This window comes from Phenylobacterium sp. NIBR 498073 (genome assembly GCF_027286305.1).
In the GTDB taxonomy this organism is placed as follows: domain Bacteria; phylum Pseudomonadota; class Alphaproteobacteria; order Caulobacterales; family Caulobacteraceae; genus Phenylobacterium.
In genome coordinates this window covers 727,298-749,899 of sequence record NZ_CP114599.1, presented here as the reverse complement: position 1 = coordinate 749,899, position 22,602 = coordinate 727,298, and the positions used below count along the sequence as shown (strand labels likewise).

The following is a 22,602-nucleotide window of genomic DNA, read 5'->3' as shown; positions in this document are numbered from 1 at the left end:
GGCGTTTCCCCGCTCGGCTTCCTGGATCGAGAGCCTTGGCGGCTCTCGGGCCTTTCGCCCACTTTGCCCGGGCGCCGCGGGGGCCGTCTACGCCTTGGGAGCGAGTCCTTCGAAGAACGGCCGCACATAGAGCGCGGCCGCGGCCTGCGGGGTCACGCCTGGCGTCCAATGGTGCAGCTCGGCCGCCGCGTTGATCATCGCCGTCAGCATCTGGGCGCCGATATTGACGTCCACCGGCCGCACCGAGCCGTCGGCGATGCCGTCGGAGATCAGCGAGGCGAAACGGTCCGACATCCGGTCGAAGCGGGCCACCAGCTGCGGCTGAATAGCTTCTGGTGCTGACGTCAGGGCCGAAGCGCGCAGCAGCGGCGAATTGCCGTTGAGCTGGTACTCGACCAGGGCCGTGGCGATGGTCGCCAGGGTCTGCAGCCCGCAGCTCGACACCGCCTCGGCCTGGCGGATGGCCCGGCGCATGACGTCGAAGGTCCGCTCGAAGCAGGCCACCACCAGCTCGTCCTTGGTCTCGTGGTGGTGGTAGAAGGCGCCCTTGGTGACGTTGAGCCGGGCGCTGATCTTTTCGACCGAGGCGCCGACATAGCCCTCCTCGTTGATCAGCTGGGTGGCCGCGCGCAGGAAGAGTTCGCTGGACGCCTCGCCGCCCGCCTTGGGGATCAGGGTCGGCAATGAGATCGGGGCCCAGTCCGCGCCCGGCGCGGCGAGCCCGTCCACGGTGATCGCCCAAACCCGCTGCGACACCCGGCCGAAGTCTTCGACGTCGTTGCGATGCAGCCAGACCGGCGCCCAGAACACCTCCGAGATCAGCAGCAGCGCCCGGGCCCCCAGCGCCGGCCTCGACAGCCCGCGGGTCTCGGGCCCCGACAGCAGCGTGCGGATGCGGCGGAACATGTCGACATAGGCGGCGTTGACCGGCGCGCTGTTCAGGGCCCGCACGTCGTTGAAAGCCGTGAGGGGCTCGACCTCCCCCGCCAGCATCCGGGCGCGGTACTCGAAATAAGCGTCGAGAAACTGCTTCACCCGCGCGCGCACGTCCGGGCCGCCCTCGGCCTGGGCGATGAGGCCGTTGTAGCGGTCGATGCCGCGCAGGAAGCAGGCCGCGGCCAGGTCTTCCTTGTTCTTGAAGTAGTAGATCACCCCGGTCGGCACGAGATCGAGCCGCGCGGCCACGTCGGCCAGCGTCATCCCCCGCACGCCGCGGCGGTTTAGCACCTCCACGGCCGAGCCAACAATAGCGTTCTTGCGCTGCTCATAGCGCTTGGTCGGTACACGGACCGTCGTCGTCGTCATCGATGCGTTCTTGTTATCTAGACGACGACGGATCAGCCCCGCCGCGTCCTCCCGAACACATGATGGCCGACCTGAACGCGCTTAGCCACTCTTGAGCATGGCCGTATCGATCGGAAGCTGACGAATGCGTTTTCCGGTGGCGGCGAAGATCGCGTTGCACAAGGCCGGGACAATCGGCGGCAGCGCCGGTTCGCCCAGCCCGGTCGGCGAATTGTCCGACTTGATGAAGTGCGTCTCGATCGGCGGCGCCTCGTTGATGCGCATCAGCGGGTAGTCGGTGAAGTTGCTCTCGACCGCCGCCCCGTTCTCGATGGTGATGGACTGGTGCAGCGCGCCCGACAGGCCGTCCAGCACCGATCCCTCGATCTGGTTCAGGGCGCCGAACGGATTGATGATCTGCCGTCCGACGTCGGCGGCGACCCAGACCTTGACGACCTTGATCGCGCCGTCCGGAGCCACCGCCGCCTCGACCACTTCGGCGAAGTAGCCCAGGTGGCTGTAGTGGAAGGCGATCCCCAGGCCCGAGCCCTTGGGCAGCGTCCGTCCCCAGCCCGCCTTCTCGGCGGCCAGTTTGACCACCGCCGCCATGCGGCCGGCCGCGTAGCCCGACGGCGCCTCCCCGACCACCGGCTTGTCGCCAAGAAGCTTCAGTCGGAACGCGACAGGATCGGCGCCGGCGGCGTGGGCCAGTTCGTCGATGAACGACTGCACGACGAAGGCGATGGCGTTGGAGCCCGGCGCGCGCAGCGGTCCGGTCGGCACGCCGCACGGGATCATCGACAGGTCATAGCGAAAGTTCGGCACGAAGCGGGCCGGGAACTCGGTCGGCGACATGCCGGCGCTGCGTGCGGCCGCGCCGTTTTCGCCGAGGGTCACGAAGTGGTCGCGCCAGCCCACCACCTCGCCGGCCGCGTTCACCGCGCCCTTGAGGAAGTGCCAGCCGGCCGGCCGATAGAAGTCGTGGCGCATGTCGTCTTCACGCGTCCAGAGCAGCTTCACCGGCGCGCCGGCCTGCTTGGAGATCCAGGCGGCCTCGACCATGTAGTCGTTCATCAGCCGCCGGCCGAAGCCGCCGCCGCAGCGGATCATGTGGATGGTCACCGCCTCGGGGGCGACGCCGAGGGTCTTGGCGACCAGCTGGCGGCCCGGCTCGGGGTTCTGGGTCGGCGCCCAGATTTCGACCTTGCCGTCCTTGAAGTGGGCCGTGCAGTTCTGCGGCTCGAGGTTGGCGTGCGAGATGAACGGGTAGGCGTAGGCCGCCTCCACCGTCTTGGCCGCGCCCTTCAGGGCCGCCTCGACGTCGCCGTCATTGCGCTCGGTCTTGCCGGGCGCGCCCTTGGCCAGCTCCGCCGCCTGGGCCGAGAAACCGGCCGACGACTGCGCCGAGGTCGGATGCTGCTCCCACCGGGTGTTCAGCTTGTCGCGGCCCTTGCGCGCCGCCCACCAGCTGTCGGCCACCACCGCCACGCCGGGCAGCAGGCCGTCGAGCGCAGTCCCGCCCTCGACCACGAAGGCCTCCCGCACGCCCTTGACGCCCTTGGCCGCGGCGAGATCCGCGCCGGCGACCTTGGCCCCGAACACCGGCGCCTTCTCGTAGGTGGCGTAGAGCATCCCGGGGACGACCACGTCGATGCCGAAAAGCGGCTTGCCGGTGACGATCGCGTCGGTGTCGACCTGGCGCAGCGGCTTGCCGATGATCTTGTAGTCCTTGGGGTCCTTCAGCGGCACGGTCTTCAGGTCCGGCACCGTGACTTGCGCGGCCTTGGTCGCCAGCGAGCCATAGGTCGCCTTGCGCTTGGAGGCGGCGTGATGGACGACGCCGCCGGCGGTCGTGCACTCGGTGGCCGGCACGCCCCAGCCCTGCGCCGCGGCCGCCACCAGCATCATCCGCGCCGCCGCGCCGACCCGGCGCAACTCGTCCCAGTGCAGGGGCGTGGCCATGCTGCCGCCGGCGAACTGGCGACCGTAGGTGGCGAAGTCGTTCATCGCCTGCTCGGTGCGGACCTGGCTCCAGTCGACGTCGAGTTCCTCGGCGATCAGCATCGGCAGCATGGTCTTGATGCCCTGGCCGATCTCCGGGTTCTTGGAGACGATGGTCACGCTGTTGTCGGGGGCCACGCGCACATAGGCGTTGAGCTTGCCGCCGCCCTGGGCGGCCTCGGCGGCGCCGGCCTTGCCCGCGACCGCGAATGACAGCACCAGGCCCGCGCCGGCCAGGACGTCGCGGCGATTGGCCGAAGCAAGCTGGGATCCGTCCGCCATGGTCAGGCCTCCGTCTTCTGGCCGGAGGCCAGCTTGATGGCCGCGCGGATGCGCGTGTAGGTCGCGCAGCGGCAGATGTTCCCCGCCATCGCCTCGTCGATGTCGGCGTCGGTCGGCTTCGGCTTCTCGGCCAGCAGCGCGCTCGCCGACATGATCTGGCCGGCTTGGCAGTACCCGCATTGGGCGACGTCCAGTTCGCTCCAGGCGGCCTGCACCTTCTGGCCGACGGCGCTGGCGCCGACGCCCTCGATGGTGACGATCTTCGATTGCCCGAGCCCCTCGACCGGGATCGTGCACGAACGCATCGGCGCGCCGTCGATATGGACCGTGCAGGCCCCGCACTGGGCGACGCCGCAACCGTACTTGGGACCGAGTATGCCGAGGGTGTCGCGGAGCACCCAGAGAAGAGGCGTGTCGCCGTCGACGTCCGCCGACAGCACCTTGCCATTCACATTGAGCTTGAAGGCCATGAAAGCCGCCCTCCCTGTTTCTTGCGAAATCCTAAGGGCTGGTATGGCCGCACCGCAAGCGGAGTAAATCTGATGGGCGACGAATGGCGCGCGGCGCGGCCGGACGCACCAAGCATAGACATCAAGTAACGTCGCACATGTACGTTCGGTAACTTTCTTAAACCTTCGTCATTACTCCAGATTAAAACGACCTCTCGGCCGACCTTGGACTACCCATTGCTCATCGGCGACCCAGACAGGCGCCACGAATTGGGAGAGTTCAGATGACCAAGTTCAGCACCGCTCTGGCCGGCGTCGCGACCATCGCCCTGGCCGCCGTTCCTATCCTGGCCCTGGCCACCGGCGCGCAGGCCGCCCCGGTCGCCGTGAAGGTTTCGGACATCAATGTCGGCTCGGCCCGCGACGCGCACATCCTGGAGCATCGGGTGGCGAAGGCCGCCGCCGACTACTGCAGCGCCGCCTCGGCCGGCCGCATCACCCTGGCGGCGCATCACGCCTGCCTGCAGGGCGCCCGCGCCGAAATCCAGGACAAGCTGGCGGTGCGCCAGGCCCTGGCCGGCAAGCCCCAGGAACTCGCGCAGCGCTAGTCCCCCGAAGGCCGCGCGAGTAGGGCCCGCCCTTGTGGCGGGCCTTTGCATGTTCGGTGTTAGCGGGAACCCGCCGCCTGCATGATGCGGTCCGACGACGGGCGGCCATAGAGCCCGTCGGCCGGCGTCACGGTGATGCGCATTTCTTCGCCGTACAGGATCGCCGAGGGCCGACGCCCCTCGACCAGCTTCACCTTCTTGACCCGCGACAGGAGGCTGCGGCCGTCCGGCCGGCGCGAGATGCGCACGACGGCCTCGGCCGTCACGGCGGCGGCGTCGGCGACCACCGCCGAGGAGGCCGGCGAGGCGTCTGCCTCGAAGGGAATCAGCCGGCGGGCCGCGCGCGTGGCCCGGGCGCTGGCCTGGGCCAGCCGCTCAAGCAGCGCCTGCGGACTGAGCGGCGCCAGCCGCAGGGCGCCGCCGGCCCCGGCCAGGGCGGCGGGCGAGCCGCCGGGACGATCGGCGGTGAACAGGGTCAGGCCGCCCAGTCGCGTCGCGCGCAACATCGGCTCGCCCAGATCGTTCTTGTAGATCACGTCGCCGCGCGGGGCCGGATGCGGCCGCAGCGCCCAGATTTCGGGGCTGTCGTCGAACTTCATGTAGACGCGCGGCTGGCTGCGATCGAGGACGAAGCCGTCGCCGTCCTCGCTGACATAGCGGGCGACTGGCGGGCTGGCCTGGCGGCCAGGCGCCGGGCGATCGCCGAACAGGCCCTCGCGCAGGGTCTGCGGTCCGGCGTGCGCGACCGCCGCCCAGCCAAGGTTCATCGCCGCGGCGAACGCCACGGCGATAAGCCCTAGGTACGCTGACGCCGGTCTTTCGCTCACCATCGAGCTAGGCAGATGCCCTTTGACTGGGGCGCTTTTTGGACGCGCGCCAAGCTTAGCCGGCCATGTACTGGCCACCGTTCAGCGACAAAGTCGACCCGGTGACGTAGCCCGCATGCTCGCCGGCCAGGAAAGCGACCATGTCGGCGATCTCTTCGCCCTTGCCCAGGCGGCCGACCGGGATCTGGCCGATGATCGAGGCGAGGACGTTCTCGGGCACGGCCTGCACCATCTCGGTGTCGATGTAGCCAGGCGCGATGCAGTTGACCGTGACGCCCTTGCGCGCGTTCTCCAGCGCGAGCGCCTTGGTGAAGCCGATCACCCCGGCCTTGGCCGCCGAATAGTTGGTCTGACCCATCTGGCCCTTCTGGCCGTTGATCGACGAGATGTTGATGACCCGGCCCCAGCCGCGATCGCGCATGCCCTCGATCACGTGCCGGGTCATGTTGAAGACCGAATCCATGTTGACGCGGATGACTTCCGACCACTGCTCGGCGGTCATCTTGTGGAACACGCCGTCGCGGGTGATGCCGGCGTTGTTGACCAGCACTTCGATCGGGCCGAGCTCGGCGGTCACCGCCTCGACCGCCCGACCGCAATCCTCGAACTGGCCGACATTGCCCTTGACGACCATCACGCCAAGCTCGGATGCGCAGGCCTGGGCCGCCGCCTCATTGCCGGAATAGCCGGCGGCGACCTCGAACCCGTCGTTCTTTAACCGCTCCACGATCGCCCGGCCGATACCCCGGGTCCCACCCGTCACGAACGCAACTCTGCCCATCGAGCTCGCCTCCCTCGCTTAAACAACCGGGCGCCGGTTGGTCCGGCGCTCCAGGAACGTCAGACTGACTCAACGCACATGGCAACGCCCATGCCGCCGCCGACGCAGAGCGTCGCCAACCCCTTCTTGGCGCCCGAACGTTTCATTTCGTGCACAAGGGTGGTGAGAATGCGGGCGCCCGAGGCGCCGATCGGGTGGCCGATGGCGATCGCGCCGCCGTTCACGTTCACCTTGGCCGGATCGAGGCCCAGGTCCCGCACCACGCAGATCGACTGGGCGGCGAAAGCCTCGTTCGATTCGACCAGGTCTAGGTCGGCGACGCTCCAGCCCGCCTTTTCCAGCGCCTTGCGGCTGGCCGGGATCGGGCCTGTGCCCATGATTTCCGGCTCGACCCCGGCATTGGCCCAGGAAGCGATGCGCGCCAGCGGCTTCAAGCCGCGCTTGGCGGCCTCGTCGGCGCTCATCAGCACCAGCGCGGCGGCGCCGTCATTGAGGCCCGAGGCGTTGGCGGCGGTGACCGAGCCGTCCTTGGCGAAGGCCGGGCGCAGACCCGACACGCTGTCCAGCGTCGCGCCGTGGCGGATGTACTCGTCCTGATCGACGATGGTGTCGCCCTTGCGGCCCTTGATGGTCACCGGCGCGATCTCGTCAGCGAACTTGCCGGCCTTCTGGGCGGCCTCGGCCTTGTTCTGGCTGGCGACGGCGAACTTGTCCTGCTCCTCGCGGGTGATCTGCCAGCGGGCGGCGATGTTCTCGGCCGTCTGGCCCATGTGGTAGCCGTGGAAGGCGTCCCACAGCCCGTCCTTGATCATGGTGTCGACCAAGGCCAGGTCGCCCATCTTCTGGCCGGAACGCAGCTGTTGGGCGTGCGGGGCCTGGCTCATGCTCTCCTGGCCGCCGGCGATGACGATGGCGGCCGAACCGTCGGCGATCTGCTGGGCGCCAAGCGCCACCGCGCGCAGGCCCGAACCGCACAGTTGGTTGAGGCTCCAGGCCGGGCTCTCGACCGGAATGCCGGCGTTGACCGCCGCCTGACGGGCCGGGCCCTGGCCGGCGCCGGCCTGCAGCACCTGGCCCATGATCACTTCGCCGACGTCGCCCGAGGCGATGCCAGCCCGCTCGACCGCGGCGGTGATCGCCACCTTGCCGAGCTCATGGGCGGGGAGGCTGGACAGCGCTCCATTGAACGATCCGACGGGTGTGCGGACGGCCGAGACGATGACGACGTCGCTCATGGGAGGGCTCCTCAGCTCATTTGAGGTTTTCATCTATCGATAAAGGGCGGAGCTTGGGCAAGGGCGCAAACCGACTCGCCTAATCGGGTCGATCACTTTCGGAAGGCGCTCGCATCCGCGATACTGCGGTGCAAGAATGAGAATCCGCCGCCGGGGGCGGGCAGATGAAGGACTGTGGGATGGCTGACACCCAGGGATCCGACGACGGCCGCGTCGTCATCAAGAAGTACGCCAACCGGCGGCTCTACAACACCGCCTCGTCCTCGTACGTCACGCTCGAACACCTGTCGGACATGGTGAAGCAGGGCGTGGATTTCGTCGTCTACGACGCCAAGACCAACGAGGACATCACCCGCACAGTCCTGACCCAGATCATCTTCGAGGAGGAGAGCCGCGAGGGGCAGAACCTCCTGCCCATCCAGTTCCTGCGGCAGTTGATCGGATTCTACGGCAACTCAATGCAGGCTTTCCTGCCGAGTTATCTCGAGCTGTCGCTGGCCACCTTCGCCGAGCAGCAGGAGCGCATGCGCGCCCAGTTCGCCAGCATCGGCCAGGGCTCGGGACTTGGCGCGGGCCTGGGCGGCGCCTACGAGGACCAGATCCGCCAGAACCTGGCCATGTTCGACCGGGCGATGAAGATGTTCTCGCCGTTCGCCTACACGCGCCCGCAGGAGGAGCCGGCGCCCGCGGCCAAGCCCGCGTCCGCCCCGCCGGCGGCCGACGAGACGCTCGACGCCCTCAAGAAGCAGATGGCCGAGATGCAGGCCCAGATCGAGAAGCTCGCCAAACGCTAGCTTAACCTCGCCTCGCTAGGTTCCGCGTATGACTTCGCCCATCGATCCGATCCGCAGGCCGAACGCGACGCGGCGCGTCAAGCGCTCGGGCAACGCCGCGCGGGGCGAATCGACGGATCGCAGCGTGCCGGCGGTCTACGAACCGCCGCAGCCGCCCGTGGCCTCGGGCGTCACGGCCCGCCCTGAGGCGGCCTTCGCCGCGCATATGCTCGGCCAGGACGGTCAGAAGCGCGGTCTACGCAGCGGCAAGGAGACACTCGACAGCGCCCGCAGCCTCTACAACAAGATCGAATACTCGGGCGCCGCCGACCGGCGAACGCCCAAGGGCCGCACGGCCAAGACCGAGGTCTAGCGCCCCTTCAATCGCGCCACTTCCGCTTCCAGGGCGGCGACCTTCTTCTCCAGCGCCAGCAGACGCCCGGTCAGGTCGCCCTGGCCCGGCACGGGCGTCGAGACCCCGGCGCGGTCGGCGATCTCGGTCGCCGGCACGCCCAGCAGGTCGGCGAAAATGCCTACCTCCTCGGCGGAAAGTTCCCGCTGGTCCTTGAAGACCAGCACGATCTCGGCCTCGCCCATACCGGCCGCAGCGGCGAGAATACGCGGATTGAGGCCGCGTTCCGCCAGCTTTTCCTCGAACCACTGGCGATCGAAGAACAGCGCCATCAGCCGTGTGCGCTCTGGCGCCGGTCTTGCTTAACCGGGAGTGAATCCACCGCCGACGGGGCTCCCATGTTCGCCATCGCCACCCGCTTCTTCGATCTGGCCGTCGTCACCCTGATCTTCTCCGCCCTGACCTGAGGCCTAGTAGTCGCCGTGGCCGAAGTCGACGTCGCGGCGCGCCGAGACGATGGTGACGATAAAACCGGCCAGCACGTCGAGCAGCACCATCACGGTCAGCAGGAAGAAGGCCGAGGTCGCGAAGGCCGGCGCCAGCAGGAACTCCACCAGGCAGCCGACGAACAGCAGCATTGAGAGCGCGTGATTGACGATCGCCGTCCGCCGGCTGGTCGTCGACTTCAACAGTTCGATGAACAGCACGATCAGGCCGGCCAGCAGCAGCAGGTCGCCCAGCGTCACGGGCCACTCGGCCGCCGAGTTCATCGCGATCGTGAACAGCGGCTCGGTCATACGGATGGTCGCTTCCTGCGAGCCGAAGCCGCCGGCCAGGGTCAGCGCCACGATGTTGTAGGCGAGCACGGGCAGGGCCAGCAGCGGCACGGCGGCGAACATCGAAACCCCTCCCCCTTCGGGATCGAGCAGGAGCTTCCGCTGCTTCTCCAGGCGCGACAAGCGCGGCCCCTCAGAGCTCTTCCACGCGGCCCGGCAGGCGCGAACGCGACTGCAGCCACATCACCCCGAACAGGTCCGACAGCGAGGCCCAGAGCCGGCCGAGGTTAGTGTACTTCGATTGGCCCGTCTGGCGGTGCCGGTGGTTCACCGGCCGGAACGCGACCTGATAGCCCTCGCGCAGCATCAGCGCCGGCAGGTAGCGATGGATGTGATCGAAGTACGGCAGTCGCAGGAAGGCCTCGCGCCGGAACGCCTTCAGACCGCAGCCGGTGTCGTTGGCGGTGTCCTTGAGCAGCTTCTTGCGCACGCCGTTGCCGAAGCGGGAGGCGAACTTCTTGGCGGCGCTGTCCTGGCGCTTGACCCGCTCGCCGCCGACCATGACCAGCTCGGACGGCCCGGCGTTGAGCGCGTCGACCAGGCCCGGGCCGTCGGCGGGATCGTTCTGGCCGTCGCCGTCCAGGGTGACGATCACGTCGCCGCGCGCGGCCAGGATGCCGGTTCGGATCGAGCGGCTCTGCCCCGAATTGCTGGTGTGGCTCAGCACGCGCAGTTGCGGGATTTCGGCCTTCAGCGCGCTCAGCGCCGCGCGTGTGCCATCGCGGCTCTTGTCGTCGACGAAGATCATCTCATAGTCGCGGCCGGCGAAGGCGGCGGCGATCTCGCGTGCGAGGTCGGGCGCCGCGCCCTCCTCGTCGAAAACGGGGACGACCACGGAAATGTCGGGCGTTGATTTGGCCATGGCCCCTCATAGCGGAAAAATCGCCGCGCGGATGCTATCAACGCTGCCATGAGTCTACAGGCCTATCTGGACCGATTCAGCCAGGGCTGGCGCGCGCCGGCCTTCGCCGCCCTGATCGCCATGCTCGCGGGGCTGCCCGGCCTGTTCGCGATGCCGCCGCTCGACCGCGACGAGAGCCGTTTCGCCCAGGCCACGGCGCAGATGCTGGAGACCGGCGACTTCGTGGTCATCCAGTTCCAGGACCAGCCGCGGTTCAAGAAGCCGGTCGGCATCCACTGGATGCAGGCGGCCAGCGTGGCGCTTGTGTCGCAGGTCGAAGACCGCGACATCTGGGCCTACCGGCTGCCCTCGCTGCTGGGCGCGATGCTGGCGGCGGCGGCCTGCGCCTGGGGCGCCTCGGTGTTCTTCGGCGGGCCGACCGGGCTGCTGGCCGGGGCGATCCTGGGTTCGACCTTCCTGCTCTCGACCGAGGCCTTCATCGCCAAGACCGACGCGGTGCTAGCCGGTACCACGACTCTGGCGCTGGCCGCCTTGGCGCGGATCTACGCCGCCTCGCGCGGGGGGCCGCCGACAGGACGGATCACCCGGCTGCTGTTCTGGCTCGGCCTGTCGTTGTCGATGCTGGTGAAGGGCCCAGTGGGGCTGATGGTCGTCACCCTGACGGCGCTGTCGCTGTGGGCGTGGGACCGCAAGGGCGCGTGGCTGAGGGACCTCGGCTGGACCTGGGGCCTGATCCTGATGGCCGCGATCGTCGGTCCCTGGGCGGCCGCCGTGACCGTCGCCACTGACGGCGGGTTCTGGACCACCGCCTTCGGCGCCGACTTTGCGCCCAAGCTGGTCGGCGGCCAGGAAAGCCACGGCGCCCCGCCCGGATACCACACCCTGCTGACTCCGCTGCTGATCTTCCCCGGCGCGCTGTTGCTGCCGGCGGCGCTGGCGCTGGGCTGGCGGGCGCGCAACGAGCCGGGCGTGCGCTTTGCGCTGTGCTGGCTGATCCCGGCCTTCATCGTCTTCGAGGCCACCCCGACCAAGCTCGTTCACTACACTCTGCCGACCTACGGCGCCTTCGCCTGGCTGATGGCCGCGGCCGTGATGCGACCGCCAGTGGGCGAGGTCGCCAAGTGGATCGGCGTCGTACTCTCGGCCCTGGTCGGCGTCGTCTTCGCCGCGGCGATCTTCTACCTCTACGGTGAGTACGGCGATCCCAGCGACCTGCCGGCCACCGTCGTCACCGCTTTGCTGCTGGCCGCGGCCGGGCTGACCGGCGCCTACCTCTTGTGGCGGGGCGAGGCGCTGAAGGCGATTGTCGGGGCCGGCGTCCTGACCATCCTCGGACACGGCGCGTTCGCCGGCGCCTTCGCGCCGAGCCTGGACCCGCTGTGGCTGTCGCAGCGCACCGAACGCGCGCTGGAGGAGGCCCGGCTGCTGCCGCGCCAAGGCTTCACCCCGGCCCCTGTCGCGGTCGCCGGCTACGCCGAGCCCAGCCTGGTGTTCGCGCTGGGAACCCCGACCGACCTCGGCGACGTGCCCGAAGCCATCGAAGCCATCGCCGACCAGCGTCCCGCCGTGGTCGAGGGCCGCGAGCAGGCGGCCTTCGAGGCCGAGTTGAAGGCCCGCGGCCTCAAGGTCCGCGAAATCGGCAAGGTCGAGGGCCTCGACTACTCTAACGGCGACGAAACGACTTTACGCATCTACGCCCCAGCCCCATCTGAGCCCCCATGAGCCGGTTTATCGAAATCGTCGAAGTCGGTCCGCGCGACGGACTGCAGAACGAGAAGTCCATCCTCGAGGTCGATCAGAAGCTCGACTTCATCCGCCGGCTGCAGGCCGCCGGGGCCAAGCGGATGGAGGTCGTCTCCTTCGTCAATCCGAACCGCGTGCCGCAGATGGCCGGGGCCGAGGAGATCATGGCCGCCCTGCCTGCCGGCTCGGGCCTGTCGCGCATCGGCCTGGTGCTGAACATGCGCGGTTGGGACCGCGCCGTGGCGACCGGCTGCGACGAGGCCAATGTCGTGGTCTGCGCGTCGGACAGCTTCGGGATCCGCAACCAAGGCGCCGACGTCGCCGAGCAGATCGCCGCCATGCACGCCATCGCCGCGCGCCAGAAGGCTGAGGGCGGCCCGCCGATTTCGGTGACCTTCTCGACCGCTTTCGGCTGCCCGTTCGATGGCGAGGTGCCGCAGGACCGGGTGGTGTCGCTGGCCCGCGAGGCCGCTGAGGCCAAGGTCGATGAGATCGCCCTGGCCGACACTATCGGGGTCGCCGACCCCTGGATGGTCCGCGACCGGGTCGAGGCGGTGAAGCAGGTGATCGGCGACATCCCGCTGCGGCTGCACTTCCACGACACCCGCAACACCGGCCTGGCCAACGCCTTCGCCGGGGTCGAGGCCGGGGTCGACATCCTTGACGCCAGCTGCGGCGGCCTGGGCGGCTGCCCGTTCGCACCGGCCGCGACCGGCAATATCGGCACCGAGGATCTGGTCTACATGCTGGAGCGGGCCGGGTTCGAGACCGGCTACGACATCGGCGCGCTGATCGAGACGGCCAAGTGGATGTCGGGTCTGCTGGACAAGCCGATCGCCGCCTCGGTCAGCCGGGCCGGCGTGTTCCCGCCGGCCTAGGCGGTCCGCCCGCGGATGCGCCACATCACCGGGCGGGCGATGGCGGTGCAGACGATGATCGGGGACAGGATCAAGGCGAGCGCCAGCTCGCCGAAGCCTTCGGCACGTTTGCGGAAGTAACGCGCCAGGCCGACGCCCTTGTGGAACTCGACCCGCAGCGGGCTGGCGTGGCTCGTATGGCCAAGATGAATCACCTCGGCCTTGGGCTGGAACAGCACCTCGCCGCCGGTCTGGCGCACGCGCCAGCACAGGTCGACGTCCTCGACGTGCAGGAAGTAGCCCTCGTCGAAGCCCTGGACGATGTCGAAGTCCTCGCGGCGCATGCAGAAGCAGGCCCCCGAGATGGTCGGCACCGCAATCACGCCTTCGGGCGCGGCCTCGGCCTCCCAGTGCACCTCGTAGCGGCGCCAGGCGGGGATCTTCCGCGACAGGTGGCTGAGGCTCATCAGCGCGCTGACCGGCGTGATGTCGCCGCGGCGGGCGCCGCGCTGCTCGGTGCGGTCGGCGTTGAGCACCCGCCCACCGACCAGGGTCGGGACCGGCCGCCCGTCGATGGCGCGGACCAGCTCGGCGATGCAGCCGGGCTGCAGGAAGGCGTCAGGGTTGAGGAAGACGATGGTGTCGCCGGCCGCGCCGCGGGCGCCGAGATTGGCGCCGCGGGCGAAGCCGACATTGCCGTGGCCAGTCAGCAGCCGCACACGCGCGTCGCTTTCGGAAAGGCGCTTCAGGCGCGCCGCTTCCATGCGGGTCGAACCGTTGTCCACGATCACGAGCTCGTCGACCAGCGGGTCGGCGAGCACGCATTCGATGCTCTGCTGCAGCGCCTCGCCGGTCATGTAGACGACCATGACGACGGACACTTTGCGGTGCGGCTTCAGGAAGTCCTGAGTCGGCGCGGGTTCGTAAGCAACGATCGGTGCGGCGATGCCGTTCATCCAGCCTCCCTAACCCCGACCGCGGCGTGCTCAGGCGAAGCACCTCGAAGCACAGCCTGGCGTGTAACATCCGGCGGACTCGCCTCTAAGGCAAGTTTATTGACCGCCTCATCGAGCGAAAGCACGGACTGACCCTCAGAACCGAACCGCCTCAAGGCGACCTTGCCTTCCTCAGCTTCCCGCCGGCCGACCACTGCGATGATGGGGGCCTTAGCGAGACTGTGTTCACGGATCTTGTAGTTGATTTTTTCGTTCCGCAGATCCGTTTCAACCCTGAGACCCGCGGCGCTCAATTCTTGAGCTACGCGCAAGGCATAATCATCGGCATCTGACGTAATTGTGGCGACGACGACCTGGGTCGGCGCCAACCACAGCGGGAATGCGCCTGCATAGTTTTCGATCACCACGCCGATGAATCGCTCCATCGAACCGCAGATCGCCCGGTGCAGCATGACCGGGCGCTGCTTGGAGCCGTCCTCGACCACGTATTCGGCGTCCAGCCGCTCGGGCAGCACGAAGTCCAGTTGCAGCGTGCCGCACTGCCAGGTCCGACCGATGGCGTCGGACAGGTGGAACTCCAGCTTCGGGCCGTAGAAGGCGCCTTCGCCGGGCAGACGCTCGACCTCCATGTTCACCGCCTGGCGGGCGGCGCGGTCCAGCTTGTCCTCGGCGACGTCCCAGACCTCGTCGGCGCCGGCCCGCAGGTCCGGGCGCAGCGCCAGCTTCACGCTGTGCAGCTCCAGGCCGAAGTCGGCATAGACCGAGTTCAGCAGGCGCACGAACTTCGTCGTCTCCTCCTCGATCTGGTCTTCGCGGCAGAAGATGTGGGCGTCATCCTGGGTGAAAGCCCGCAGGCGCATGATGCCGTGCAGCGCGCCCGACGGCTCGAACCGGTGGCAGGCCCCGAACTCGGCCATGCGCAGCGGCAGGTCGCGATAGGACTTCTGGCCGAAGTTGAAGATCTGGACGTGGCCCGGGCAGTTCATCGGCTTGACGGCCAGCTCTTCGCCTTCGTCCGTCTCGCACGTGAACATGTTCGCGCCGAACTTCTCCCAGTGGCCGGACTTCTCCCAGAGGGCCCGGTCCATGATCTGGGGCGCCTTGACCTCGACATAGCCGTCGACGTCCAGGCGGCGGCGCATATAGGCCTCGACCGTCCGGTAGAGCGTCCAGCCCTTCGGGTGCCAGAAGATCATGCCCTTGGCCTCTTCCTGCAGATGGAAGAGGTCCATGGCGCGGCCGATCTTGCGGTGGTCGCGGCGCTCGGCCTCCTCCAGGCGCTTGAGATGCGCCTCCAGGTCGGCCTCGCTGGCCCAGGCCGTGCCGTAGATCCGTTGCAGCTGGGCGTTGCGATGGTCGCCGCGCCAGTAGGCGCCGGCCAGCTTCATCAGCTTGAAGGCCTTGCCGACGGACTTGGTCGAGGGCAGGTGCGGCCCCAGGCACAGGTCCTTCCAGTTCCCCTGGCGATAGACCGTGATCGTCTCGCCTTCTGGCAGGTCCGAAATGATCTCGGCCTTGTAGGCTTCGCCGATCGACTTGAAGTGCTCGATCGCCTCGCCGCGGTCCCAGACTTCGCGGACGATCTTCTCGTCGCGGTCGACGATCTCGCGCATGCGCTGCTCGATCGTCGCCAGGTCGTCCAGGCTGAACGGCGTGTCGCGCGCGAAGTCGTAATAGAAGCCGTCGTCGATGGCCGGGCCGATCGTGACCTGCGTGCCGGGGAACAGCTCCTGCACCGCCTCGGCCATGATGTGGCTGGCGTCGTGGCGGATGGTCTCGAGGCTCTCGGGACTTTCGCGCGTCAGAATCTCGAAGGCGCCGCCCTTTTCGAGCGGCCGGTCGAGGTCGCGCAGCTCGCCGTCGAGCTTCACGAGCACCGCCTTTTTCTCCAGCGACTTGGCGATGGAGGAGGCGACGTCACGTCCCGTCACGCCGTCGTCGAACTGGCGCTTGGAACCATCGGGGAAAATCAGGTCGATCATGTCTCACATGTCCATGTCCGCGAGGCCGGCCCATCTCCGTTTGGGGCCTTGTCGCGCGGTTGGGGGACCGGGTCGTAGCCCGATGCTCCCCAGGGGTGACAGCGGCACAACCGCCGGGTCGCAAGCCAGGAGCCGCGAACGGGGCCGTGCAGGATCAGGGCCTGGGCCGCGTACTCCGAGCAGGTCGGAAGAAACCGGCACTGGCGCCCGATCAGGGGCGAAAGCGTCAGCTTGTAAGCGCGCAAGGCGCCACGGACGCAGGTCTCGTAGAGGTTCATGCCGGCTCGCGGACGTGCGATTCAGCCGCAGCGATTACGCTGGGCGGCCTTGAGGATCAAGCCGCGCCGGCGCGGCTAGTTCGTTCCACGGCGCGGCGGACAGCCTCGGCCGCGGCCTCGAACGCCAGAAGCGTGGAGGCGTGGCGGGCGGGATAGTCTTTCACCGGGGCCAGCATGGAGAGATCCGAAAAACGTCCTTGGGGCGCATCGGCGCCTTGTTTGAGCATAGCACGGAACTGATCCCGGGCCATCTCGATCTCCGACAGGCTCGCGCCGAGCACGCTGGCGCCGAGCACCGCGGCCGAGGCCTGGCCCAGCGCGCAGGCCTTCACGTCCTGGGCGAACTGGGCGACGCGGTCGCCCTCGACCGTGACGTCGACCACCACCCGGCTGCCGCAGAGCTTGGAGACCTTCTCCGAGCTCGCGTCCGGCGCGGGCAGCCGGCCGAGATGCGGCATGTTCGCCGCCAGCTTCAGCAGCTTGGCCGAGTAGAGGTCGTCGATCATGGCGTGGATGTAGGGGCTCCGCCCTCGGCGCGCCATTGCGCCTCGGCCCGCGCCTTCAGCGCCTCGCTCATGGCCTGGAAGCCGCGATAGATCTTGCGCCCCATGCGCCGCGCGACCGTCGGCCCGAGCAGCCCGCCGATCAGCTCGCCGTTCGAGAAGATCGTGCTGGCGGTGTCGAGCTTCTCAAGCTCCAGAAAGCGGGTGTTGGAGACCAGCCCGCCCATCATCTTCAGCCGCCAGTGGATCTGGTCGTGCGGCACCCACTCGTACACCACCGGCCGGATCACCCGCGGCGCTTCGCCCTCCAGGGCCAGGGTCAGGGTGAGCTGCCCGCCGGTCCGGATCGCGCCCTCGGCCTTGGTGTAGAGCGGGTTCCACTCATGCCAGCGCTCGACGTCGTAGAGGATATCCCAGATCGTCTCGACCGGCGCGTGGATGCCGATGCGGTGCTCGACCCGCACCCCGCTCGGCCCGGCCGGCGCCCGCCCCTTGAATTTGAAGCCGGAGCCGGCCGTGAACATGTTGTTCTGCGTCTTCGGGCCTAGCGCCATTGCAGCACCTGCACCCCGCTCATCCCCGCGAAGGCGGGGACCCAAGCGGCGTTCGCACCGCTCAGCAGTTCAGGGTCTCGTAGAGATCGTCCCAACGCGGGTTCAACTCCTCAATGAGCCTGATCTTCCAGGCTCGATTCCACTTCTTGCATCTGGCGCTCGCGCCGGAACGCGTACTCGCGCTCTTCGTGCACCTCGTACCACGCCAGCCGCACGACATCGTACTTCGCCGTGAAGCCCCGATACGTCTTCTCTTTGTGCTTCCATACCCGAGACGCAAGATCATCGGTGTGTCCGCAGTAGAGCGTCCCATAAGGGCCGTTCGCCAAGAGATAGGTGTAGAAGGACACTGTCGCCTCCTCGCTCATCCCCGCGAAGGCGGATTAGCCGGCTTCCTTGATCCGCCAGGTCGCGCCGGTCGGACCGTCCATCACCTCGATGTTCAACGCGGTGAGTTCGTCGCGGATGCGGTCGGCGGCGGCCCAGTCCTTGGCGGCGCGGGCCTCGATGCGCTGGGCGATCAGACCGTCGACCTTCTCGCGCAGGTCGTCGGTGACGCCGGCCTGGAACCAGGCCTCCGGATCGCCGAACAGGAAGCCCAGCAGGTTGGCGGCGGCCAGCAGTTCGCCCTTGGCCTGGGCCCGGCCCTTGCCCGTCGCGGTTTCCAGCCGGGTCGCCATGGCGAACAGCTCGGCGAAGGCGGCCGGGGTGTTGAGGTCGTCCTGCAGCGCGGCCAGGAAGGCGGCCGGCGGGGACACGTCCTCGGCCTCGACCTCGCTCGCCCGGCGCAGGGCGCCGTAGAGCCGGTCTAGCGCCTTCTTCGACTGTTCGATCAGCTCGCCTGTCCACTCCAGCGGCGCGCGGTAGTGGCCGACCAGCAGCGCCCAGCGCAGCGCCTCGCCCGGGGCCTGCTGGATAAGGTCGTGCACCAGCGCGACATTGCCCAGGCTCTTGGACATCTTCTCGGCCGCCATGTTCAGGAAGCCGTTGTGCATCCAGTAGTTGGCGTAACCGGCGCCATGGTCGTGGCCGGCGCAGACGCCCTGGGCCATTTCGTTCTCATGGTGCGGGAACAGCAGGTCGATGCCGCCGCCGTGAATGTCGATCGGCAGGCCCAGCGACTTCTCGATCATCGCCGAGCATTCGATATGCCAGCCAGGGCGGCCCGGCCCCCAGGGGCTGTCCCAGACCGGCTCGTTCTCCTTCGACGGCTTCCAGAGCACGAAGTCGGCCGGGTGCTGCTTGTAGGGCGCGACGTCGACGCGGGCGCCGGCGATCATGTCGTCCATCGGCTGGCGCGAGAGCTTGCCGTAGTCGGCATAGGCCTGCGTGTTGAACAGCACGTGACCTTCGGCCGCATAGGCCGAGTTGTTGGCCACCAGCTTGCCGATCATCGCGATGATCTCGGCCATGGTCTGGGTGGCGCGCGGCTGATGGGTCGGACGCAGGGCGCCGAGGGTGGCCATGTCGTCGTTGTAGATCGCCAGATAGCGGTCGGTGATCACGTCGATGGCGACGCCTTCCTCGGCGGCCTTCTTGTTGATCTTGTCGTCCACGTCGGTGACGTTGGCCGCGTAGATCACGGCGTTTTCGCCGTAGGCGTGACGCAGCAGGCGGAACAGCACGTCGAAGACGACCACCGGCCGGGCGTTGCCGATATGGGCGTAGTTGTAGACCGTCGGCCCGCAGACATACATCGTCACCCGGCTCGGATCCTTGGGGACGAAGGGCCGCTTTTCGCGGGCCATGGTGTCGTAGAGCGAGAGGGCCATAGGGTCCTTCATGAAAAGGCGCGCCGGCGTTTGAGAAAAACTGACGCTGGGTAACAGTTGCCCGCAAAGGGGTTGGCCCCATATACATTCGGTCCGGCCGCGAGGCCACGGTTCCGTCCGTGGTCGCGCACATGGCCGCAATAAGGGGTGGCACGCGTCATTTCCGGGACCTTCGTCCCGGCGCAACTCAGGCCCCGGAAAGAAACCGCTGCACATGGACGCTCCCAGTCGCGACCGAACCCTGATCGGCACGCCCGGTCTTGATCTTGAAGCCGTGAAGCGCCCGTCGCGCGAAGAGGCTATGGAAGCTGTGCGCACGCTGATCGCGTGGGCCGGCGATGATCCGCGCCGCGAAGGCGTGATCGATACGCCCAAGCGCGTGGTCGACGCCTATGCCGAGTGGTTCGAGGGCTATCAGCTCGACCCGGCCAAGGAACTGTCGCGCACCTTCGAGGACGTGCAGGGCTATGACGACATCGTCATGCTGCGCGACATCGAGGTCGAGAGCCACTGCGAGCACCACATGGCCCCGTTCCTCGGCAAGGCCTACGTGGCCTACATGCCGACCAACCGGGTCGTCGGCATCTCCAAGCTGGCCAAGGTCGTGGAAATCTACGCCCGCCGCCTGCAGACCCAGGAGACCATGACCCAGCAGATCGCCGACGCGATCACCGACAGCCTGCGTCCGGCCGGCGTCGCGATCCTGATCGACGCGGCCCACCAGTGCATGACCACCCGCGGCGTGCACCACCGCCACGTTTCGACGATCACCACCCAGTTCACGGGCGTGTTCAAAACCGACGCGACCCTGCGCCAGCGCTTCCTCGACTTCGTCAACAAGCGCTGACGGCCCTATTCCAGGCCCTCCCCGCGGAGGGCCTGGCTCAGCCGCGCTCCATTGGGGCCGGCGCATTCAGGCTAGCGCGTGCGCCGACGCAGGCGCCATATGCGCGCCATGACCCAAGCTAACTTTCCCACAGCCCCGTCCAAGGACGCGCTCGAGCGTGGCGCGGTCCTGAGCCCCCGGTTCGACGCGGGCGGCCTGGTGGCCGTCGTCGCGACCCATGCGCAGACCGGCGAGGTGCTGATGTTCGCGCATATGAACGCCGAGGCGCTGGCCAGGACGCTGGAACTGGGCGAGGCGGTCTATTTCAGCCGCTCGCGCAATGAGATCTGGCACAAGGGCGCGACCAGCGGCCAGATCCAGAAGATCGTCGAGATGCGCATCGACTGCGACCAGGACTGCCTCTGGATCAAGGTGCTGCCGCAGGGCGACGGCGGCGCCTGCCACGTCGGCTTCCGCTCCTGCTTCTACCGGGTGGTCGAGGACGGCCGGCTGGTCGAGCGGCCGTGAGCCCGCTGGAGGCCATCGCCGGCTTTTCCGTGGCGGCGGGGCTGCTGACCATCCTGCCGGGGCTGGACACCGCGCTGGTGCTGCGCACGGCTGCGGTCGAGGGGCCGCGGCGCGCGGCGCTGGCGGGGCTGGGCATCACGCTCGGCTGCCTGGTCTGGGGGACGGCCGTGGCGGTCGGCCTGGGCGCGCTGCTGGCCGCTTCGCAGCTGGCCTTCACGATCCTGAAGTGGGCGGGCGCGGCCTATCTGCTGTGGCTCGGCGTCGGCATGCTGCTGGCGCCGCGGCGGAGCTTTGAGCTGGACGGCGGCGCCGCCGGGCCGGTCGGCGGCGAGTTGGCCTGGCTGCGGCGCGGCCTGCTGACCAACCTGCTGAATCCGAAGATCGGGGTGTTCTACGTCTCGTTCCTGCCGCAGTTCATGGCCCAGGGCGTGCCGGCCGGGCCGTTCCTGGTGCTGCTGGCGGCGATCCACGGCCTGATCGGCCTGGCCTGGTTCGCGATGCTGATCGCCGCCACCCGGCCGCTGGCGCGGGCGCTGAAGCGGCCGGCGGTGGTCGGCTGGCTCGACCGGGTCACGGGCGGCGTGTTCGTCGCCTTCGCCGCCCGCCTGGCGCTGGCGAGAGCCTAGACCTCCGACAGCCCCGAGACGCGGCGCGCCTCCGGCGTCACCCGGAAGGTCTTGAGCACCTTGGTCTCGAAGGTCTTCGAGGCGATGGTGGAGACGGTCATCAGCTCGGCCTTGGCGTCCTCGTGGGTCAGGGTCAGCAGCAGGAAGCCCTTGGCCGACTGCTCGGAGAACACGACCTCCTTGTCGGCCGCGGCGAACATCTCGCCGACCGAGAAGCCCTTGATGGTGTCGTTGGCGCCGGGACTGGTGATCGCGGTCGCGCCGAACTCGGCGGCGACGCGGTTCCCGGCGTCGTCATAGAGCTCGTTGGCCCAGAAGGCGTGGCTGTCGCCGGCCAGGACGATGGCCCGTGCGCCAGCGGTCTTGATCGCATCGTAAAGCCGCTCGCGCTCGGCGGGATAGCCGTCCCACATGTCGAGGCCATAGGGCAGGTCGAGCTGGGCCAGCTGCTCCATTCGCGCCAGGCGCTTGCGCGAGCCCTCGCCCTCGCCGGCCATGACCTCGGCCAGCTTGGCCTCGCCCAGGTGCTTGCGCAGGCTGGGCACCGGCAGGCGGGCCATGACCACCTCGTTGCCCAGCACCTGCCAGACGCGGCCGGCCCGGACCGAGTCCTTGAGGCCCGCGGCGAGCCAGGCCTCCTGCGCCGGGCCCATCATCTTGCGGGCCGGATCGTTCAGCTTGGCGCGGAAGGCGGCGACCTCGGCGGGGCCGCCCGGGGCCGGCAGGTCGCGGTCGTAGCTCAGCTGCTGGTCGCGGGCGGTGAGCCGCGTCTCCAGCATGAACAGGCTCATCAGGTCGCCGAACTGGAAGGCCCGGTTGATCGCCGCGCCGCCGCCGTCCGGCTCGCGGATCGGCATCCATTCGTAATAGGCCTTGATGGCGCGGGCCTTGCGCTCGTTCCAGTCGCCTTCCTTGTCCGGCTGATGGTTCTGGGCGCCGGACATGAAGCTGTCGTTGGCGGTCTCGTGGTCGTCCCAGACCACGATCCAGGGCGCGCGGGCGTGGGCGGCCTGCAGCTGGGGGTCGGACTTGTACTGCGCGTGGCGGCGGCGATAGTCGTCGAGGGAGACGATCTCGCGGTTCGGGTCATGCGGCCGCTCAGCGGCGACCGGCGAGTTCATGCCGTAGGATTCGGGGCCGCCGTACTCGTAGATGTAGTCGCCCAGGTGCAGCACCGCGTCGACGCGCGGCAGCTTGGCGATCGCCTCGTAGGCGTTGAAGTAGCCGTTCGGATAGAGCGAGCAGGAGGCCACCGCCAGCACCACGTCCTTGGTCGCGCCGCTCGGCAGGGTGGCGGTGCGGCCGATGGGCGAGGCGACGCCGTTGGCGGTGAACTCGAAGGTGTAGGCGCGGCCGGCGTCGAGGCCCCCGACATCGACCTTCACCGTCCAGTCGCGGCCGGGGCCGGTGACGCCGTGGCCCGACTTGGCGCCGCCGGCGCGGCGGTCGACGGGGTTGAGCGTCCAGCTGTAGGCGATGTCGCCGGCCTTGGGGTCGGCCGGGGTGATGCGAGTCCAGAGGATCACCCGGTCGGCCAGCGGATCGCCGGAGGCCACGCCGTGCTCGAAGGCGACCGCGCCCGCGTACCGGGCCGGCGCTTGCGCCGCGGCCGGGCCGGCTGCGCCCAGGCCAAGCAGGGCCAAGGCCCGACGTCGATCGATCCGCATGCTGATCCCCCTCACGCTCT

At 68.6% G+C, this 22,602-nt stretch carries 25 protein-coding genes; 8 read left to right on the top strand and 17 right to left on the bottom strand.

What is annotated here, in order from left to right; genetic code table 11:
* Window positions 1–87 precede the first annotated feature (87 nt).
* From O4N75_RS03820 to O4N75_RS03810, 3 genes are all read right to left on the bottom strand, one after another.
* Window positions 88–1,305: a TetR/AcrR family transcriptional regulator gene (locus O4N75_RS03820; protein ID WP_269628043.1), complete on the bottom strand. Its 1,218-nt coding sequence runs from the start codon at window positions 1,303–1,305 to the stop codon at window positions 88–90.
* 81 nt (window positions 1,306–1,386) lie between these two features.
* Window positions 1,387–3,567: a xanthine dehydrogenase family protein molybdopterin-binding subunit gene (locus tag O4N75_RS03815; RefSeq protein WP_269628042.1), complete on the bottom strand. Its 2,181-nt coding sequence runs from the start codon at window positions 3,565–3,567 to the stop codon at window positions 1,387–1,389.
* A gap of 2 nt (window positions 3,568–3,569) precedes the next feature.
* Window positions 3,570–4,037, bottom strand: a complete 468-nt coding sequence (locus O4N75_RS03810; RefSeq protein ID WP_269628041.1) for a (2Fe-2S)-binding protein — start codon at window positions 4,035–4,037, stop codon at window positions 3,570–3,572.
* A gap of 263 nt (window positions 4,038–4,300) precedes the next feature.
* On the opposite strand from O4N75_RS03810, the gene O4N75_RS03805 reads away from it, so the two are divergent.
* Window positions 4,301–4,624, top strand: a complete 324-nt coding sequence (locus O4N75_RS03805) for a UrcA family protein (RefSeq protein WP_269628040.1) — start codon at window positions 4,301–4,303, stop codon at window positions 4,622–4,624.
* A gap of 59 nt (window positions 4,625–4,683) precedes the next feature.
* Here O4N75_RS03805 and O4N75_RS03800 read toward each other — a convergent pair whose 3' ends face one another.
* From O4N75_RS03800 to O4N75_RS03790, 3 genes are all read right to left on the bottom strand, one after another.
* The gene (locus tag O4N75_RS03800) at window positions 4,684–5,409 is read right to left on the bottom strand and encodes a DUF4908 domain-containing protein (protein WP_269628039.1); all 726 of its coding nucleotides are present in this window, start codon (window positions 5,407–5,409) and stop codon (window positions 4,684–4,686) included.
* Window positions 5,410–5,506: 97 nt separating this feature from the next.
* Entirely contained in the window at window positions 5,507–6,232 is a 726-nt protein-coding gene (locus tag O4N75_RS03795) for a beta-ketoacyl-ACP reductase (protein WP_269628038.1), read from the bottom strand.
* A gap of 59 nt (window positions 6,233–6,291) precedes the next feature.
* Window positions 6,292–7,467 carry an acetyl-CoA C-acetyltransferase gene (locus O4N75_RS03790; RefSeq protein WP_269628037.1) on the bottom strand — a complete coding sequence of 392 codons (1,176 nt, stop codon included), beginning with the start codon at window positions 7,465–7,467 and terminating at the stop codon, window positions 6,292–6,294.
* Between the two features lie 179 nt (window positions 7,468–7,646).
* Between O4N75_RS03790 and phaR the strand changes: the two genes are divergently transcribed.
* Together phaR and O4N75_RS03780 are read left to right on the top strand one after the other, a co-directional pair.
* Entirely contained in the window at window positions 7,647–8,261 is a 615-nt protein-coding gene (gene phaR, locus O4N75_RS03785) for a polyhydroxyalkanoate synthesis repressor PhaR (RefSeq protein WP_269628036.1), read from the top strand.
* A gap of 28 nt (window positions 8,262–8,289) precedes the next feature.
* Entirely contained in the window at window positions 8,290–8,613 is a 324-nt protein-coding gene (locus tag O4N75_RS03780) for a hypothetical protein (protein ID WP_269628035.1), read from the top strand.
* Here O4N75_RS03780 and O4N75_RS03775 read toward each other — a convergent pair.
* The 3 genes from O4N75_RS03775 to O4N75_RS03765 form a co-directional block, all read right to left on the bottom strand.
* Complete coding sequence (locus tag O4N75_RS03775) at window positions 8,610–8,924, bottom strand: DNA-binding protein (RefSeq protein WP_269628034.1); 315 nt, start codon at window positions 8,922–8,924, stop codon at window positions 8,610–8,612. The two genes, O4N75_RS03780 and O4N75_RS03775, sit on opposite strands and share 4 nt — an antisense overlap.
* A gap of 138 nt (window positions 8,925–9,062) precedes the next feature.
* On the bottom strand, window positions 9,063–9,491 hold the full coding sequence (locus O4N75_RS03770) for a hypothetical protein (RefSeq protein ID WP_267232062.1): 429 nt from the start codon (window positions 9,489–9,491) through the stop codon (window positions 9,063–9,065).
* A gap of 70 nt (window positions 9,492–9,561) precedes the next feature.
* Window positions 9,562–10,290: a glycosyltransferase family 2 protein gene (locus O4N75_RS03765; protein ID WP_269628033.1), complete on the bottom strand. Its 729-nt coding sequence runs from the start codon at window positions 10,288–10,290 to the stop codon at window positions 9,562–9,564.
* 48 nt (window positions 10,291–10,338) lie between these two features.
* Here O4N75_RS03765 and O4N75_RS03760 point away from each other — a divergent pair, with 48 nt between their 5' ends.
* Complete coding sequence (locus O4N75_RS03760; protein WP_269628032.1) at window positions 10,339–12,012, top strand: glycosyltransferase family 39 protein; 1,674 nt, start codon at window positions 10,339–10,341, stop codon at window positions 12,010–12,012.
* Complete coding sequence (locus tag O4N75_RS03755; protein WP_269628031.1) at window positions 12,009–12,911, top strand: hydroxymethylglutaryl-CoA lyase; 903 nt, start codon at window positions 12,009–12,011, stop codon at window positions 12,909–12,911. Before O4N75_RS03760 ends, O4N75_RS03755 begins: the two co-directional genes overlap by 4 nt.
* Here the strand turns inward: O4N75_RS03755 and O4N75_RS03750 are convergent.
* From O4N75_RS03750 to cysS, 7 genes are all read right to left on the bottom strand, one after another.
* The gene (locus O4N75_RS03750; RefSeq protein ID WP_269628030.1) at window positions 12,908–13,846 is read right to left on the bottom strand and encodes a glycosyltransferase family 2 protein; all 939 of its coding nucleotides are present in this window, start codon (window positions 13,844–13,846) and stop codon (window positions 12,908–12,910) included. The genes O4N75_RS03755 and O4N75_RS03750 overlap by 4 nt on opposite strands.
* A complete protein-coding gene (thrS, locus tag O4N75_RS03745; RefSeq protein WP_269628029.1) occupies window positions 13,843–15,828 on the bottom strand; it encodes a threonine--tRNA ligase in 1,986 nt (661 codons plus the stop codon). Before thrS ends, O4N75_RS03750 begins: the two co-directional genes overlap by 4 nt.
* A complete protein-coding gene (gene yidD / locus O4N75_RS03740; RefSeq protein WP_267232068.1) occupies window positions 15,825–16,106 on the bottom strand; it encodes a membrane protein insertion efficiency factor YidD in 282 nt (93 codons plus the stop codon). Before yidD ends, thrS begins: the two co-directional genes overlap by 4 nt.
* 56 nt (window positions 16,107–16,162) lie before the next feature.
* On the bottom strand, window positions 16,163–16,612 hold the full coding sequence (locus tag O4N75_RS03735; protein WP_267232069.1) for an iron-sulfur cluster assembly scaffold protein: 450 nt from the start codon (window positions 16,610–16,612) through the stop codon (window positions 16,163–16,165).
* Window positions 16,609–17,163 (bottom strand): SRPBCC domain-containing protein, encoded by a 555-nt coding sequence (locus tag O4N75_RS03730; protein WP_269628028.1) that lies wholly within the window; start codon window positions 17,161–17,163, stop codon window positions 16,609–16,611. The genes O4N75_RS03735 and O4N75_RS03730 overlap by 4 nt, the downstream gene beginning before the upstream one ends.
* A gap of 110 nt (window positions 17,164–17,273) precedes the next feature.
* Window positions 17,274–17,513: a GIY-YIG nuclease family protein gene (locus O4N75_RS03725; protein ID WP_348649525.1), complete on the bottom strand. Its 240-nt coding sequence runs from the start codon at window positions 17,511–17,513 to the stop codon at window positions 17,274–17,276.
* A gap of 33 nt (window positions 17,514–17,546) precedes the next feature.
* Window positions 17,547–18,935, bottom strand: coding sequence for a cysteine--tRNA ligase (gene cysS, locus O4N75_RS03720; protein ID WP_269628027.1), 1,389 nt, complete (start codon window positions 18,933–18,935; stop codon window positions 17,547–17,549).
* Between the two features lie 214 nt (window positions 18,936–19,149).
* Here cysS and folE point away from each other — a divergent pair, with 214 nt between their 5' ends.
* The 3 genes from folE (at window position 19,150) to O4N75_RS03705 (ending at window position 20,915) form a co-directional block, all read left to right on the top strand.
* Window positions 19,150–19,782: a GTP cyclohydrolase I FolE gene (gene folE, locus O4N75_RS03715; RefSeq protein ID WP_183771616.1), complete on the top strand. Its 633-nt coding sequence runs from the start codon at window positions 19,150–19,152 to the stop codon at window positions 19,780–19,782.
* A gap of 108 nt (window positions 19,783–19,890) precedes the next feature.
* Window positions 19,891–20,289 (top strand): phosphoribosyl-AMP cyclohydrolase, encoded by a 399-nt coding sequence (gene hisI, locus O4N75_RS03710; RefSeq protein ID WP_269628026.1) that lies wholly within the window; start codon window positions 19,891–19,893, stop codon window positions 20,287–20,289.
* Window positions 20,286–20,915, top strand: a complete 630-nt coding sequence (locus O4N75_RS03705; RefSeq protein ID WP_269628025.1) for a LysE family translocator — start codon at window positions 20,286–20,288, stop codon at window positions 20,913–20,915. The genes hisI and O4N75_RS03705 overlap by 4 nt, the downstream gene beginning before the upstream one ends.
* Here the strand turns inward: O4N75_RS03705 and O4N75_RS03700 are convergent.
* Complete coding sequence (locus O4N75_RS03700) at window positions 20,912–22,582, bottom strand: alkaline phosphatase D family protein (RefSeq protein WP_269628024.1); 1,671 nt, start codon at window positions 22,580–22,582, stop codon at window positions 20,912–20,914. The genes O4N75_RS03705 and O4N75_RS03700 overlap by 4 nt on opposite strands.
* Window positions 22,583–22,602: the final 20 nt, after the last annotated feature.

What these genes read in the sequence shown, in the direction of transcription:
- O4N75_RS03820 (WP_269628043.1), bottom strand. Translation starts at nt 1,305, where the DNA reads ATGACGACGACGACGGTCCGTGTACCGACCAAGCGCTATGAGCAGCGC.
- O4N75_RS03815 (WP_269628042.1), bottom strand. Translation starts at nt 3,567, where the DNA reads ATGGCGGACGGATCCCAGCTTGCTTCGGCCAATCGCCGCGACGTCCTG.
- O4N75_RS03810 (WP_269628041.1), bottom strand. Translation starts at nt 4,037, where the DNA reads ATGGCCTTCAAGCTCAATGTGAATGGCAAGGTGCTGTCGGCGGACGTC.
- O4N75_RS03805 (WP_269628040.1), top strand. Translation starts at nt 4,301, where the DNA reads ATGACCAAGTTCAGCACCGCTCTGGCCGGCGTCGCGACCATCGCCCTG.
- O4N75_RS03795 (WP_269628038.1), bottom strand. Translation starts at nt 6,232, where the DNA reads ATGGGCAGAGTTGCGTTCGTGACGGGTGGGACCCGGGGTATCGGCCGG.
- O4N75_RS03790 (WP_269628037.1), bottom strand. Translation starts at nt 7,467, where the DNA reads ATGAGCGACGTCGTCATCGTCTCGGCCGTCCGCACACCCGTCGGATCG.
- phaR (WP_269628036.1), top strand. Translation starts at nt 7,647, where the DNA reads ATGGCTGACACCCAGGGATCCGACGACGGCCGCGTCGTCATCAAGAAG.
- O4N75_RS03780 (WP_269628035.1), top strand. Translation starts at nt 8,290, where the DNA reads ATGACTTCGCCCATCGATCCGATCCGCAGGCCGAACGCGACGCGGCGC.
- O4N75_RS03775 (WP_269628034.1), bottom strand. Translation starts at nt 8,924, where the DNA reads ATGGCGCTGTTCTTCGATCGCCAGTGGTTCGAGGAAAAGCTGGCGGAA.
- O4N75_RS03770 (WP_267232062.1), bottom strand. Translation starts at nt 9,491, where the DNA reads ATGTTCGCCGCCGTGCCGCTGCTGGCCCTGCCCGTGCTCGCCTACAAC.
- O4N75_RS03765 (WP_269628033.1), bottom strand. Translation starts at nt 10,290, where the DNA reads ATGGCCAAATCAACGCCCGACATTTCCGTGGTCGTCCCCGTTTTCGAC.
- O4N75_RS03760 (WP_269628032.1), top strand. Translation starts at nt 10,339, where the DNA reads ATGAGTCTACAGGCCTATCTGGACCGATTCAGCCAGGGCTGGCGCGCG.
- O4N75_RS03755 (WP_269628031.1), top strand. Translation starts at nt 12,009, where the DNA reads ATGAGCCGGTTTATCGAAATCGTCGAAGTCGGTCCGCGCGACGGACTG.
- O4N75_RS03750 (WP_269628030.1), bottom strand. Translation starts at nt 13,846, where the DNA reads ATGAACGGCATCGCCGCACCGATCGTTGCTTACGAACCCGCGCCGACT.
- thrS (WP_269628029.1), bottom strand. Translation starts at nt 15,828, where the DNA reads ATGATCGACCTGATTTTCCCCGATGGTTCCAAGCGCCAGTTCGACGAC.
- yidD (WP_267232068.1), bottom strand. Translation starts at nt 16,106, where the DNA reads ATGAACCTCTACGAGACCTGCGTCCGTGGCGCCTTGCGCGCTTACAAG.
- O4N75_RS03735 (WP_267232069.1), bottom strand. Translation starts at nt 16,612, where the DNA reads ATGATCGACGACCTCTACTCGGCCAAGCTGCTGAAGCTGGCGGCGAAC.
- O4N75_RS03730 (WP_269628028.1), bottom strand. Translation starts at nt 17,163, where the DNA reads ATGGCGCTAGGCCCGAAGACGCAGAACAACATGTTCACGGCCGGCTCC.
- cysS (WP_269628027.1), bottom strand. Translation starts at nt 18,935, where the DNA reads ATGGCCCTCTCGCTCTACGACACCATGGCCCGCGAAAAGCGGCCCTTC.
- folE (WP_183771616.1), top strand. Translation starts at nt 19,150, where the DNA reads ATGGACGCTCCCAGTCGCGACCGAACCCTGATCGGCACGCCCGGTCTT.
- hisI (WP_269628026.1), top strand. Translation starts at nt 19,891, where the DNA reads ATGACCCAAGCTAACTTTCCCACAGCCCCGTCCAAGGACGCGCTCGAG.
- O4N75_RS03700 (WP_269628024.1), bottom strand. Translation starts at nt 22,582, where the DNA reads ATGCGGATCGATCGACGTCGGGCCTTGGCCCTGCTTGGCCTGGGCGCA.